The organism is Pseudomonas sp. X10 (assembly GCF_054889225.1).
Map to the genome: position 1 here is coordinate 3637361 of NZ_CM142677.1, position 14575 is coordinate 3651935.

The 14575-nt window shown below is 62.5% G+C and carries 11 protein-coding genes; 7 read left to right on the top strand and 4 right to left on the bottom strand.

The window, feature by feature from the left end:
• Window positions 1-207 precede the first annotated feature (207 nt).
• Window positions 208-1155 carry a transcriptional regulator GcvA gene (gcvA, locus tag ACYU03_RS16660; protein WP_461885741.1) on the top strand — a complete coding sequence of 316 codons (948 nt, stop codon included), beginning with the start codon at window positions 208-210 and terminating at the stop codon, window positions 1153-1155.
• Window positions 1156-1221: 66 nt separating this feature from the next.
• Complete coding sequence (locus tag ACYU03_RS16665) at window positions 1222-2472, top strand: 2-aminoadipate transaminase (protein WP_461885742.1); 1251 nt, start codon at window positions 1222-1224, stop codon at window positions 2470-2472.
• A 1-nt stretch (window position 2473) separates the two neighbouring features.
• Here the strand turns inward: ACYU03_RS16665 and ACYU03_RS16670 are convergent, their stop codons facing one another.
• Window positions 2474-2764 carry a hypothetical protein gene (locus ACYU03_RS16670; RefSeq protein ID WP_461885743.1) on the bottom strand — a complete coding sequence of 97 codons (291 nt, stop codon included), beginning with the start codon at window positions 2762-2764 and terminating at the stop codon, window positions 2474-2476.
• Window positions 2765-3098: 334 nt separating this feature from the next.
• Between ACYU03_RS16670 and ACYU03_RS16675 the strand changes: the two genes are divergently transcribed.
• Window positions 3099-3527 carry a hypothetical protein gene (locus ACYU03_RS16675; RefSeq protein WP_461885744.1) on the top strand — a complete coding sequence of 143 codons (429 nt, stop codon included), beginning with the start codon at window positions 3099-3101 and terminating at the stop codon, window positions 3525-3527.
• Window positions 3528-3530: 3 nt separating this feature from the next.
• On the opposite strand, the gene ACYU03_RS16680 is transcribed toward ACYU03_RS16675, so the two are convergent.
• A complete protein-coding gene (locus ACYU03_RS16680) occupies window positions 3531-4883 on the bottom strand; it encodes a D-serine ammonia-lyase (RefSeq protein ID WP_461885745.1) in 1353 nt (450 codons plus the stop codon).
• 152 nt (window positions 4884-5035) lie between these two features.
• Here ACYU03_RS16680 and fusA point away from each other — a divergent pair, with 152 nt between their 5' ends.
• Window positions 5036-7147, top strand: coding sequence for an elongation factor G (gene fusA, locus ACYU03_RS16685; protein ID WP_461885746.1), 2112 nt, complete (start codon window positions 5036-5038; stop codon window positions 7145-7147).
• 63 nt (window positions 7148-7210) lie between these two features.
• Here the strand turns inward: fusA and ACYU03_RS16690 are convergent, their stop codons facing one another.
• A complete protein-coding gene (locus ACYU03_RS16690; protein WP_461885747.1) occupies window positions 7211-8656 on the bottom strand; it encodes a SulP family inorganic anion transporter in 1446 nt (481 codons plus the stop codon).
• 176 nt (window positions 8657-8832) lie between these two features.
• Window positions 8833-10554: a S8/S53 family peptidase gene (locus tag ACYU03_RS16695; protein ID WP_461885748.1), complete on the bottom strand. Its 1722-nt coding sequence runs from the start codon at window positions 10552-10554 to the stop codon at window positions 8833-8835.
• A 121-nt stretch (window positions 10555-10675) separates the two neighbouring features.
• Between ACYU03_RS16695 and ACYU03_RS16700 the strand changes: the two genes are divergently transcribed.
• The 3 genes from ACYU03_RS16700 to ACYU03_RS16710 all read left to right on the top strand — a co-directional run bounded on the left by ACYU03_RS16700 (window position 10676) and on the right by ACYU03_RS16710 (window position 14218).
• Window positions 10676-11440: a secretin N-terminal domain-containing protein gene (locus ACYU03_RS16700; RefSeq protein ID WP_461885749.1), complete on the top strand. Its 765-nt coding sequence runs from the start codon at window positions 10676-10678 to the stop codon at window positions 11438-11440.
• Window positions 11441-11935: 495 nt separating this feature from the next.
• The gene (aceA, locus tag ACYU03_RS16705) at window positions 11936-13261 is read left to right on the top strand and encodes an isocitrate lyase (RefSeq protein WP_461885750.1); all 1326 of its coding nucleotides are present in this window, start codon (window positions 11936-11938) and stop codon (window positions 13259-13261) included.
• A gap of 294 nt (window positions 13262-13555) precedes the next feature.
• Window positions 13556-14218, top strand: a complete 663-nt coding sequence (locus ACYU03_RS16710) for a lysoplasmalogenase (protein ID WP_461885751.1) — start codon at window positions 13556-13558, stop codon at window positions 14216-14218.
• The last annotated feature ends 357 nt before the right edge of the window (window positions 14219-14575 follow it).

The window sequence follows — 14575 nt, forward strand, 5'->3', positions numbered from 1 at the left end:
ACAATTCCCAGCGCCACTTTCGGACACACCCAAGCGTTTGAGCAGGTCATCGGCCATCTTGTTCTTCTCCTACATCGACAGCGGGTTGTAATCACTGATGCAGGTCAGTATTAATCTATAGGGGCAAGGCTAACAAACGACCTTTTCGAAGCACATGATTCCTTAACGGAATGACCTTCTTCCTTTTTTGCCCGGTGCACGCCCCCTATGTCCAAACGCCTGATGCCCTCGACCACCGCCCTGCAGTGTTTCGAGGCGGCCGCCCGCCACCTGAGTTTCACCCGTGCCGCCCAAGAGCTGCACCTGACCCAGAGCGCTGTCAGCAAACAGGTGGCCCAGCTCGAGGACATGCTGTCGCACCCGCTGTTCCAGCGCATCCGCCGACGCCTGCACCTGACCCCGGCCGGGGCCCTGTACCTCACCGAAGTGAACAAAATCCTCACCCAGATCGACATGTCCAGCCGCTACATCCTCAGCTATGGCGACGAAACCGAGGTGCTGCGCATCGCCACCCAGCCGACCTTCGGCGCGCGCTGGCTGGTGCCGAACCTCAAGGGCTTCGGCGAGCGCCATCCGCGCATCCACCTGGATATTCGCAACGAGCTGGAACCCTTTGACCTGGTGCGGGCCAAGGCCGATATCGCCTTTTTCTTCGGCCAGGGCACCTGGCCCGGGGCGACCTGCATCGAGCTGTTCAAGGAAGAGGTGGTGCCGGTGTGTGCCCCCGATCTGTTGGCCAGGTATCGTTTCGACAGCGCCGAGGCTCTCACCGAACACCGTTTGCTGCAGTGCGCGTCACGCCCGGAAGCCTGGCATGAATGGTTTCTCGGCCAAGGCCTGCACAGCCAGAACAGCTACCACGGGCCGCGTTTCGACACCTTCTACCTGTGCATCCGCGCGGCCATTTCCGGCTGTGGCATCGCCCTGATCCCGCGTTACCTGGTGGCCGAGGAGTTGGCTGAAGGCAAGCTGGCGGTGGCCTGGGATTACCCGGTGCCCAGCGATGGTTCGCACTTCATCGCCCATGCCGAGCACGCCGCCGAAGTGCCCAAGGTGCGCGCCTTCGTCCAATGGATCCGCGAGCGGGTGGCCGAGAGCGCTTTGAGCGTTGAGGGCCCAACTTCCAGAATTGCAGGAATGATTGCAATCCGATAATTCGTTTGCGGAATGTTGCCCCGGCGCGCTTGGATAATAAGAAACGCAAACAAGGGCCGCGTGCAGATGAATCAGGAAAGTATCAGCCAATCCATTGCCATCGTTCACCCAATTACACTTTCCCATGGCCGTAATGCCGAAGTCTGGGATAACGATGGCAAACGTTATATCGACTTTGTCGGCGGTATTGGCGTACTTAATCTAGGCCATTGCAACCCGGCCGTAGTCGAGGCGATCCAGACCCAGTCCACCCGCCTGACCCACTACGCCTTCAATGCCGCGCCACATGAGCCCTACCTGAACCTAATGCAGCGTCTGGAACAATTCGTACCGGTCAGCTACCCCTTGGCGGGCATGCTCACCAACAGCGGCGCGGAGGCAGCGGAGAACGCCCTCAAGATCACCCGTGGCGCCACCGGCAAGCGCGCCATCATCGCCTTCGACGGCGGCTTCCATGGCCGCACGCTGGCCACGCTCAACCTCAACGGCAAGGTCGCGCCCTACAAGCAACGGGTGGGCGAGCTGCCTGGACCGGTGTACCACCTGCCCTACCCCAGCCCGGACACCGGCGTTACCACCGAGCAGGCGCTCAAAGCCATGGAGCGTCTGTTCAGCGTCGAGATCGCGGTGGAGGACGTGGCGGCATTCATCTTCGAACCCGTGCAAGGCGAAGGCGGCTTTCTCGCCTTGGAGCCAGCCTTCGCCCAGGTCCTGCGGCGCTTCTGCGACGAGCACGGGATCCTGGTCATCATCGACGAAATCCAGTCGGGTTTCGGCCGCACCGGTCAGCGCTTCGCGTTCTCGCGACTGGGGATCGAACCGGACCTGTTGCTGCTGGGCAAGAGCATTGCCGGCGGCATGCCGCTGGGCGCAGTGGTCGGGCGCCGGGACCTGCTCGCCAGCCTGCCCAAGGGCGGCCTGGGCGGCACCTACTCGGGCAACCCGATCGCTTGTGCCGCGGCCCTGGCCAGCCTGGCGCAGATGAGCGATGGGAACCTGGCCACCTGGGGCGAACGCCAGGAACAGGCCATCGTCAGCCGCTACGAACGCTGGAAGGCCAACAACCTGTCGCCCTGGCTCGGCCGTTTGACCGGCACCGGCGCCATGCGCGGCATCGAGCTGATCAATGCCGATGGCAGCCCGGCGCCGGCACAACTGGCGCAACTGCTGCAAACGGCGCGTGCCGCCGGCCTGCTGCTGATGCCCAGCGGCAAGGCGCGGCACATCATCCGCCTGCTGGCTCCCCTGACCATCGAGCCCGAGGTGCTGGAAGAAGGCCTGGACATCCTCGAAGGCTGCCTGGGCGGCTTGAGCTGAGTTAGAGCCCCAGTTCCTGAGGCGTGAGCATGTCGCATTCGAAGGCGATCCAGCCGCCTTCGAGTTCGGCATGACCATTGACGATCGGGCCGTAGTAGGTCAGGCCGTTCTCCAGGGTTACGCAGATATGGGTCGCGCCGTCCGGTGCGGCCAGGCTGCCGACGAAGTGCACCTTCTTCAGCGACTCGGTCACCGCTTCCAGGCCGATGCGCACGGCAGTGTTCTCGACCGCCTCGACCTCGCCGCCTCGCTCCTCGGCGCTGACGGTTACGGTGGCTGTGTACTGGTACATACATTGACTCCAACGACAGGGTAGATCGGCGCCCGGTAGCGCCAGGGGCGCCTAGGGTATGTCACGAAAGCGTCTTCGACGAGTAGAGATTCCATCGCCTCAGGCTTTTCTGGTGTTGCAGCCTCGAAGTAGGAGCGAGCGTCAGCTCGCGATGCCGCGCGTGGGCGGCGCGGGATCTCAAGAGCGCCCCAGGACTCCAGGCATGCCGCGAATGGGCCAACGCAGGCACCTCATCACCTTCAGGCCCTCCTCCCAGCCGTCACACGCATGGCTATCCCCCGCCCCGGCTGGTATGGTGCCCGCCAGTAAAAGCGACACGACACGAGGATCCCGAGTGAGCGCCGAAGAACCCCTGATCGCAGACCTGTTCGAGGTCGACAAACGCCTGAACCTCAAGCCGGTGGTAGATTTCAACACCTACCTGCGCAACGCTTTCGGCGACGGGCCCTGCCGTTGCAACCGTTGCCTGGAAAGCGGCGGCGACGAAAGCGGCTACACCCACCGCCATAGCTTCGCCCTGGAAGGCCGCCAAGTACACCGGCGCTTTGCCAACACCGCCGGCAGCGATGTGTTGCTGGTGCTGAAGAAGGCCTGGCTGTCGTACACCAAAGCCGAACTGAATACGGTCGGCGAACTCGACCTGACCACCATCAAGACCTTCACCGACGCGTCCCTGCACGAACGCTTGCTGGCCCTGCTCCCAGCCAGCGGCCTGGCCCGGGAAGTCGAAGGGCAGTGGCAGTTGCAGGCGCTGGCCGACTGAGATCTAGCGGCCGTGCAAAACTGCACGGCCCTTCTCCAGGTAGGCGTCCATTTCGTCCTTTGGCACCATGCTGCCGCCGGTCGCCCAAACCAGGTGGGTGGCCCTGGCCATCCGCTGCCCGTCCAACCCCAGGCGCTGCCGATAGCCTTGTGCCTCTAACAGTACCCGGCCCATGCCCGGCACGCCGGCCAGGGCCGAGGGTTCCAACTCCAGTCCCTCGAGGTTGTGGGCCAGCGCCAGCAGGCGGAACAGCTCAGCATCGCTGACGGTGTAGTAGCCATCGATCAAGCGCTGCAAGGCACGGCCAACGAAACCGGAAGGACGCCCTACGGCCAGGCCGTCGGCGGCGGTCTGGTTGTCCAGGCCGAAGTCGTAGACCGAGACCTGTTCATGCAGCCCGGTATAAACCCCCAGCAACATGCAAGGCGAATGGCTCGGCTCGGCGAACAGGCAATGTACCGCATCGCCGAATACCTGCTTCAAGCCGAAGGCCACGCCACCCGGCCCGCCGCCGACACCACAGGGCAGGTAGACGAACAATGGATGCTCGGCATCCACTTGGACGCCCGCTTGCGCCAACTGATCGCGCAGGCGCTGCGCCGCCACGGCGTAACCAAGGAACAGGTCGGTGGAATTCTCGTCATCGACGAAGTGGCAACGTGGGTCGGCGTCAGCCTCGTGCCTGCCCTGGGCCACGGCGACGCTGTAGTCGGCACTGTATTCGCGCACCTCGACACCACAAGCACGCAGGCGCTCCTTCTTCCATTGCCGGGCATCGGCAGACATGTGCACCGTGGTCCTGAACCCCAGGCGAGCGCCCATGATGCCAATCGACAGGCCAAGGTTGCCGGTCGAGCCGACGGCAATGCTGTATTGGCCAAAGAAGGCCCGCGCCTTGTCGCTGTCCAGCACGCCATAGTCGTCGCCGACCTGCAGCAGGCCGCCGGCCAGGGCCAGGTCCTCGGCATGCTTGAGTACCTCGTAGATACCGCCACGGGCCTTGATCGAGCCGGAGATGGGCAGCAGGTTGTCAGCCTTGAGCCAGAGGGCGCCACTGGGCTCGATGCCGAGTTCCTCAAACAGAGCGGCCTGCAACTTCGGCACCGGCATCAGCGGTGACTCGATCAAGCCCCCGTCCGCCGCCGTTTGCGCAAAGGCCGAAGCGATGAACGGCGCGAAACGCGCCAGACGGGCGCTGGCCTGGGCGATATCGCTGGCGTCCAGCGGCACATCCGCCAGCGCCGTTCCGGCCGGTGCCAGGGCCGGGTTGAACCAGGTGACCGGCGCATGCCGCACCAGGTCGGCGATCAGCGGGTGCTGCCGGCACCAGGTCTCCAGCGGTACGTCCAGGGCCATGAGGCATACTCCATGCAGATAACAGGGCAAGCCCACGATTAGGCGGCAGCACTCGGCGCTTTGACAACCGCAGATTTTTCACACCATCGCCAAAGCAGGATCATCCCGTTCTGCTACCTTGGGAATACCCGCTCACCCACAGGTGACAGACCATGGCCCGCACAACCCCTATTGAGCTGTACCGCAACATCGGCATCGTCGCTCACGTGGATGCCGGCAAGACCACCACCACCGAACGCATCCTGTTCTACACCGGCGTCAATCACAAGATGGGCGAGGTGCATGACGGCGCGGCGACCATGGACTGGATGGCCCAGGAGCAAGAGCGCGGCATCACCATCACCTCCGCGGCGACCACCGCCTTCTGGCAGGGCTCGGCCAACCAGTTTGCCGACAAGTACCGCTTCAACATCATCGATACCCCCGGGCACGTCGACTTCACCATCGAGGTGGAACGCTCGCTGCGCGTGCTCGATGGCGCGGTGGTGGTATTCAGTGGTGCCGACGGGGTCGAGCCGCAGTCCGAGACCGTCTGGCGCCAGGCCAACAAATATCATGTGCCGCGCCTGGCCTACATCAACAAGATGGACCGCCAGGGCGCCGACTTCCTGCGCGTGGTCAAACAGATCGATCAGCGCCTGGGACATCACCCGGTGCCGATCCAACTGGCGATCGGTAGCGAGGAAAACTTCGCCGGCCAGATCGATCTGGTAAAGATGAAAGCCATCTACTGGAACGAGGCAGACCAAGGCACCAGCTACCGTGAGGAAGAAATCCCCGCCGACCTGCTGCCACTGGCTCAGGAATGGCGCGCACACATGGTCGAAGCCGCCGCCGAGGCCAACGACGAGCTGACCATGAAGTTCCTCGAGGGCGAGGAGCTTTCCATCGACGAGATCAAGGCTGGTCTGCGCCAGCGCACCCTGGCCAACGAGATCGTGCCGACCATTCTCGGTTCGTCTTTCAAGAACAAGGGCGTGCCACTGATGCTCGACGCGGTGGTCGACTACCTGCCCGCCCCCAGCGAGATTCCGGCGATCAATGGCACCGACCCGGACGACGAGGAAAAACATCTGGAGCGCCACGCCGACGATAACGAGCCGTTCTCCGCCCTGGCCTTCAAGATCGCCACTGATCCGTTCGTCGGCACCCTGACCTTCGCCCGGGTCTACTCCGGCGTGCTCAGCTCCGGCGATGCGGTGCTCAACTCGGTTAAGGGCAAGAAGGAACGGGTCGGGCGCATGGTGCAGATGCACGCCAACCAACGGGCAGAGATCAAGAACGTCTGCGCCGGCGACATCGCCGCGCTAATCGGCATGAAGGACGTCACTACCGGCGACACCCTCTGCGACCTGAACAAACCGATCATCCTCGAACGCATGGACTTCCCCGACCCGGTGATCTCCGTGGCCGTGGAGCCCAAGACCAAGGCCGACCAGGAAAAAATGGGCATCGCCCTGGGCAAGCTGGCCCAAGAGGACCCGTCGTTCCGGGTCAAGACCGATGAGGAGACCGGCCAGACCATCATCTCAGGCATGGGCGAGTTGCATCTGGACATCATTGTCGACCGCATGAAGCGTGAGTTCAGCGTCGAGGCCAATATCGGCAAACCGCAGGTCGCCTACCGAGAAAAGATCCGCAACACCTGCGAGATCGAAGGCAAGTTCGTCCGTCAGTCCGGTGGACGCGGCCAGTATGGCCATTGCTGGATCCGCTTCACACCCGGCGAGGAAGGCAAGGAGGGCCTGGAGTTCATCAACGAGATCGTCGGCGGGGTGATCCCGCGCGAGTACATCCCGGCGATCCAGAAAGGCATCGAGGAACAGATGCAGAACGGCGTGCTCGCCGGCTACCCCTTGATTGGCCTGAAGGCCGCCGTGTTCGATGGCTCTTACCACGACGTCGACTCCAACGAGAATGCCTTCAAGATCGCCGCGTCCATGGCCACCAAGCAACTGGCTCAGAAAGGCGGCGCGGTGCTACTGGAGCCGGTGATGAAGGTCGAGGTGGTGACACCCGAGGAGTACCTGGGCGACATCATGGGCGACCTGAGTCGCCGGCGCGGCATGATCCAGGGCTCGGACGAAACCCCGGCCGGCAAGGTGATCCGTGCCGAGGTGCCATTGGGAGAGATGTTCGGCTACTCCACCGACATGCGTTCGATGACCCAGGGACGGGCCAGCTATTCGATGGAGTTCACCAAGTATGCCGAGGCGCCCGCGAGTATCGCCGACGTCATCGTCAAGAAGAACAGAGGCGAATAACAGTGCCCACGCCCCTGCAGGACCTGGCTTGCCGGCTTCTGCAGGGGCGTAGTCTCGCCGTTGTCAGGCCTGCTGTTCCCCTGCCCGCTTGAGCAACTGTTTGCACCTTTCAGACAAGTGCACCACCCGCAGGTGCTTGCCCGCCTTGGCATAGCGCTCACGCAACGTCTTCAACGCGGCAATCGCCGAATAGTCGACAAAGCTCAGGTGCTGGCAATCCAGGGTCACCCGCGGCGGGTCATTGGCCGGGTCGAACTGATTGAGGAACGGTGTGCTGGAGGCGAAGAACAGCGTCCCGTGCACCTGGTAGACCTTGCCGCCCTCATCGTCCTCATGGCTGTCGGCATACAACTCACGCGCATGCTGCCAAGCGAAATTGACCGCAGCGATGACAATGCCGAACAGCACCGCCGTGGCCAGGTCAGTGAGCACCGTGACCACCGTCACCGCGATGATCGCCAACACATCGCTGGCCGGCACCCTGCGCAGCACCCGCAGCGAGGCCCAGGCGAAGGTCTGCTGGGCCACCACGAACATCACCCCGACCAGCGCCGCCAGTGGAATGCGTTCGATCAGCGGTGAAAGAAACAGGACGAACAGCAGGATCATCACCCCGGCGACCACCCCGGACAGGCGACCACGGCCACCTGAGCTGAGGTTAATCACGGTCTGGCCGATCATCGCGCAACCACCCATGCCGCCGCACAGCCCGGAGACCATGTTGGCCGCGCCCAGAGCCATGCATTCGCGGTCAGGGAAGCCACGGCTCTCGGTGATCTCGTCGGTGAGGTTGAGGGTCAGCAGGGTCTCCAGTAGGCCGACCATGGCCATCAGCACCGCGTAGGGGGCGATGATCCTCAAGGTCTCAAGGCTCCAGGGCACCTCCGGCCAGGCCAACTGCGGCAGGCCACCGGCGATTTGGGCCATGTCACCGAGGGTACGGGTCGGTAGATCGAGCAGGTACACCAGCACGCCGACTCCGAGGATGGCGATCAGCGCTGGCGGTACGGCACGGGTCAGGCGCGGCAGCAGGTAGACCACCAGCATAGTCAGGGCCACCAGTCCCAGCATCAGATACAGCGAAGGGCCGCTGAGCCAGTGCCCGCCAGCCTTGAAGTGCTCCATCTGAGCCAAGGCAATAACGATGGCCAGGCCGTTGACGAACCCGAGCATCACCGGGTACGGCACTAGCCGCACCAGCTTGCCCAGGCGCAGTGCGCCGAACAGGATCATCAGCAACCCGCCAAGCAACACCGTAGCCAGCAGGTACTGCACGCCGTGCTGCACCACCAGCGCGACGATCACCACCGCCATCGATCCGGCTGCACCGGAAATCATGCCAGGGCGGCCGCCGAACAAAGCCGTCAGGGTACAGATGATGAAAGCGCCGTACAGGCCCATCAGTGGGTTGAGGTGGGCGACCAGGGCAAAGGCGATGCACTCGGGCACCAGGGCGAACGACGTGGTCAGGCCGGCGAGCACGTCGGCGCGAAGGCGGGCTGGTTTCATGGGTTTCCTGTGGTTTGTCCGGCCACTGGACCGTGCGGTGAACTCACACACACCACCGCTCCCGCAGGGACGGCGGCGCATCCAAATCTACCGTCCAGGCCCCGTTTGGCCGAAGCGTAAAAAAAACGAGGAGCGATGTTACGAAATTTGTCTGGCAGCGGCCACCACGGCGCGTGTCAGCGCACCCGGTCCAGGCTCTGCACTGCCAGGTCCAGGGCACGTTGCATGTCCAGCCTGGCCGAGCGCCCCAGGTCAGGGTGATGCAGTTGGCCATTGCGTTCGGAGGGCAGGATCGGCGCGGTCAGGTCTTCGGCATCCATGGCCTCGAAGTCCTGCTCTGTCCCCAAGGTCAGAGCACTGCGGCGCAGCAGCATGCGCACCTGCTCCGGCGTCAGTGACGGGTTGATCGACAACATGGTGGCCACGGTCGCGGTGACCAGCGGCGTGGCATAGGAGGTGCCACAGTGCGCCTCTTTGCCAGCGCCCGTCCGGATGCAGGCGGCGGCGCTGACATCCACGCGCATGTCGATGTTCGAGCTGTCGCGCTTGACCACGTGGGCCGGGTTCTCCACCGGCGTGTTCCGCTCACTGCGCTGATGGCCACCGACCACCAGCAGTTGCTCGGTAATGAAGGAAGACGGCAGACGGTACTCGTCGGTGCCGGACCAGGAAGCCCCGTTACCAGCCGAATTGACCACCACCACGTCAGGATGCTCCTTGCGCAACCAAAGGAAGAACTCTTCCAACAGTTCCTCGTAGCCGCTCATCGCCAGGCCCGAACGCACCAGCGAATCGACTTCGTCCCCGGCAATGTCCTTGGCCCCGACCCGATGGATGCCCCAGCTCCAGTTCAGCACCCGCACACCGTCCTCCACCAGGTTGACCGACGCGGCGATATTGGCGGTGATGCCAGCATCGGAGTTGCGCTCGACGATGACGTCGAACCCCGGACTGGAAGCGCCCAACCCCGTGAGGAAACCACTTTGAGCACCCTTGCCTCTGGCCGCGAGGATGCCGGCGACATAACTGCCATGGCTCTCGGCACGGTCGCCATCACGGGCATACAGGCAAGTGTGCCCAGGTTGGCAACGCCCCCGGTAGGTTGAAAAGCCGGGCGTATCGAAATCCACCTCCCGCTCGATCACCCCGACCCGAATGGGCTGTACCGGGATTTTTGAAGCGGGAATGCGCCGCTGGTAGTAGTAGAGGGCGTCCATGAAGCGGTTCGACGCCCATTCGTCCGCCTGACTGGTCGCCTTCGCTGCCCGGCCGGCAGCACCCTCTTCGCCACCCTCCGGGGCCGACTCCTCGATGATCATTGCGTCGACACTGGCTTCACTGCCCATGCGCAAGATCAGGGCATCGCGCTGGACCAGGCCACGGACCGGGAGGCGCAACTGGTAGACATTCAAGGGCGGGATCGCACCGACCACCTTGGCGCCATACTTGCCGGCGATGCGTCGGGCTTCCTTCAGTCCGTCGTGCTGCTCTTCGATCAGCAGGCTGACCAGGTCCAGGTAGGTCGTCAGGCCGTCCATATTCTTCGCTACTTCATCAGGGCCAGCCGCGACGACGTGGCTGCGCCGCTGGGTCAGCCATACCGGATTGCTGCGCTGGCCGCTCGCTTCCAGCCAGAGCGGAGCGCTGCGCTGGGCGGGCTTGTCCAGTTTCACCCGCAGGGTGTCGCCTTTGCGCTGGATGATTTCGGCTGGCAATGGCCTGTCATCCAGCCAGACAGTCGGCGCCCCCTGGCCCAAGCCTTCGACGCGTAAACACCAATGCTGCACTTCTTGGGCAAGCAGGTCGCCGCAACGTTGCAACTGTTTGATGCGCATGCCGTCCGACGCCACCGCTGTATTCAGCAGCAGGCAAAGCAGCATACCCAGGCAGGTTTTCATGGGGGAGCGACCCTCCATACCCTCTATTGCCAATCCGACCGGGGTGGCGAAACAAAGGTTCAGTACAGGATTGTCGAGAGAATTGAGCTGTGACCAGCGAAACACGAGCAAATTTGCCATCATGGCCTTTCCACCCGCGGAGATCATGGACATGCCGCTACGCCCCCTCCTCGCTTCCCTGTTGCTGGCTGCCAGCCTAGGCGCCCAGGCCGCCACCGAAGTACTGCCGCTGCAGCACCGTACCAGCGCCGAGCTGCTGCCCACCGTCCAATCCTTCCTCGGCAAGGACGGCACGGTCAGCAGCTTCGAGAACAAGCTGATCGTCAATGCCAGCCCCGAACGCATCGATGACCTGCGCACCCTGTTGCAGCAACTGGACACCGTCCCTCGCCGCCTGCTGATCAGCGTCGACAACGATGACAGCAACGTCCAGGACAACCGCGGCAATGCGCGGGTCATCCGTTATGGCACGGCCAACCGGGACGGCGGCCTGCAACAGGTGCAGGCCAGCGAAGGCAAGCCGGCGCTGATCCAGATCGGCCAAAGCGTGCCAGTCACCAGCACCAGCACCGACGGCTACGGCCGGGTGCAGAGCGACACCGAATACCGCAATGTCACCCAGGGCTTCTACGTGACGGCGAGCCTCAGCGGTGACACGGTTCATCTGGCGATCAGCACCAATAATGATCGAATGAGCGGGGAACGTGCCGATGTAGTGAAAGTACAAAGCACCGACACAAATATCACTGGCAGGCTCGGCGAGTGGATCACCTTGGCGGGGTTCAATCAGCAGAGCCAGACCGAACGCAGTGCGTCAAGCCTCAGTTACAGCACCCAGCTGGGTGAAAACATGACTTTGCGTGTCAAAGTCGACGCCCTGGACTGATCCCAGACAAATCAAGGCCTCGACCAAAGGCCTTGAAACTGACTGGCGAGTCGCATTAGACGAAAGATGTAGTGAGCATGAAAAAACACTACAAAACATTTGACGAGTCCTGTTTAGCAGAGGCATGATGGCCCCGCTCCCGCTAATCAGAGGCCCTGGCAAGGGCCTTCGAGACGCGCTCCTCCCTACCCCTGGAGGCGTCTCGTGTCTATACGGCCCACAAGGCAGTTTGATGGGATTGCGACTGCAACGAAGAAGTTGTCCCGAGGGACGGAAGCGCATCACCGCAGTACTTGGCAATCCCTGTTGAACCGCAGTACGGCATCCACGAGCCTGCCTGCAGCAACACACCTTCGCCTGGCCTGCACCCCTTCCCCTTCGAGCCTCCTCGTTCGCCGCCGCCATCTCGCCAGACAGGACAGCCGCCAAGGCCTCTGATCCGCGTCACGAGCACGAGCACATTTACCCAAGATCGATGCGACGAGGTTTATTTCCATGGCACTGACACGCGAACAGCAAATTGCAGCCCTCGAAAAAGACTGGGCCGAGAACCCGCGCTGGAAAGGCGTGACCCGTACCTACACCGCCGCTGATGTCGTTCGCCTGCGTGGCTCCCTACAACCGGAGTACACCCTGGCCCGCCTGGGTGCAGAAAAACTGTGGAAGCTGGTCACCGAAGGTGCCCACCCGTCCTTCCGCCCAGAAAAAGATTTCGTCAACTGCATGGGTGCCCTGACCGGTGGCCAGGCAGTTCAGCAGGTCAAGGCCGGCATCCAGGCCATCTACCTGTCCGGCTGGCAGGTTGCCGCCGACAACAACTCGGCCGAGTCCATGTACCCCGACCAGTCGCTGTACCCGGTCGACTCGGTACCGACCGTGGTCAAGCGCATCAACAACTCGTTCCGTCGCGCCGACCAGATCCAGTGGAAAGCCGGCAAGAACCCGGGCGATGACGGCTACGTCGATTACTTCGCCCCGATCGTGGCCGATGCCGAAGCCGGCTTCGGCGGCGTGCTGAACGCCTACGAACTGATGAAGAACATGATCGAAGCCGGTGCCGCTGGCGTGCACTTCGAAGACCAGCTGGCTTCGGTGAAGAAGTGCGGCCACATGGGTGGCAAGGTACTGGTGCCGACCCAAGAAGCCGTGCAGAAGCTGGTCGCTGCCCGCCTGGCCGCAGACGTAGCCGGTGTGCCGACCATCATCCTGGCCCGTACTGATGCTAACGCCGCTGACCTGCTGACCAGTGACTGCGACCCGTACGACCAGCCGTTCGTCGTCGGCGAGCGTACCCGCGAAGGCTTCTACAAAGTGCGTGCTGGCCTCGACCAAGCCATCTCCCGCGGCCTGGCCTACGCCCCTTACGCCGACCTGATCTGGTGCGAAACCGCCAAGCCGGACCTGGAAGAAGCCCGCCGCTTCGCCGAGGCGATCAAAAAGGAATACCCGGACCAGATCCTGTCGTACAACTGCTCGCCTTCCTTCAACTGGAAGAAGAACCTGGACGACGCCACCATCGCCAAGTTCCAGCGCGAGCTGTCGGCCATGGGCTACAAGCACCAGTTCATCACCCTGGCCGGCATCCACAACATGTGGCACGGCATGTTCAACCTGGCGCACGACTACGCCCGCAACGACATGACCGCCTACGTCAAACTGCAGGAGCAGGAATTCGCCGACGCCAACAAAGGCTACACCTTCGTAGCGCACCAGCAGGAAGTGGGCACCGGCTACTTCGATGACATGACCACCGTGATCCAGGGTGGCGCTTCGTCGGTGACCGCCCTGACCGGGTCGACTGAGGAAGAGCAGTTCCACTGATAGCGGTTTGCTGCTGAAGTAAAGAAGGCCCGGAGCCCGTGAGGGTGCCCGGGCCTTCTTTATTGGTTGCACGCAATCCCCTAGGAAACCGCCCCCCTTTGGTCCGCGCTGTCGTGCAGCGAACAAATGTCACAAGCACGGCGCCTACCCTGTGAGCGGGCTTGCCCACGACCTGTCGCGCAGCGACAGCATTCTGGGTGTCGCGCATACGCGCGGCGCGGCCGGCTCCAAGGTGCTGCGCGGCCCGGGATATATACGTCTATGCTTGGGCCACGACACCAGCAAGGACCCTCCATGTCCCGCCCAACCAGACTGTTCGTATTGGCCCTGGTCGCCGCTGCCCTCTATTTATATGCACTGACCAGCGGCAATGCCATCCTCTGCCTACTGGCCAAACCCGTTCCGGTACTGGTCCTGATCCTCTGGCTGCGCGCTACACCGGCCACGCCTTATCGCCACTGGATCATGATTGGCCTAGGCTTCTCGGTACTGGGCGATATCCTGCTGGCGGTCCCTGGAGACCTGTTCGTGTTCGGCCTAGCGGCGTTCCTCTGCGCACACTTGGCCTATCTGCGCGGTTACTGCGTCAGGACCCGACGGCTTGCCATTGCGGCTCTGCTGTTCTCCACCGCCAGCGGCGTAGTCCTGTTCAGCCTGCTCGCCAGCCATGGCCTGGGACCACTGATGATCCCCGTCGCCTTGTACGCCCTGGCGATCAGCGCCATGCTCTGGCGCGCCCTGGCCTGCGGCGGACTGGCAGCCTTGGGCGCCTGTGCATTCGTGTTGTCCGATAGCCTGATCGGCATCGACCGTTTCGTGTCCGCCTTCGCTGCGGCACAGTACCTGATCATCCTGACCTACTGGGCTGGCCAATGGGCGATCGCCACCTCAGCGAATCACAGCTCAATCGATAAAGTATTGACCCAGAGCGGTTCGCAGGTGGCCAAAAACTGCTAGAACCTGCGCAGTTTCTTTGCAAGTACTGCGAGGGGTACACAATGAGCCTTAGAGGACCTGGTACAAGTAAGACCAATGATCAAATCGTAATGAGACTAATTATCATTGAGGAAGTAAGGATTCATTACGCCAGGCAAGAAACATAATTAACAAAAGCCGGCGGAATGCCCATTTTTCAAGGGCTACAGCCAGTTACGAAAGATTTTTGTTCTTAATCCTACGAATAAATTTGCTGCAGAAATTTTACTTGCTACGGGTTTACCCATAAAATCAGCGCGATAGATTCCGCTGCGACATTTCGTCACTGCATTACTTATTTCAGACTGCAGAGCTGGGTCTCTGTATAAGGATTTCTAG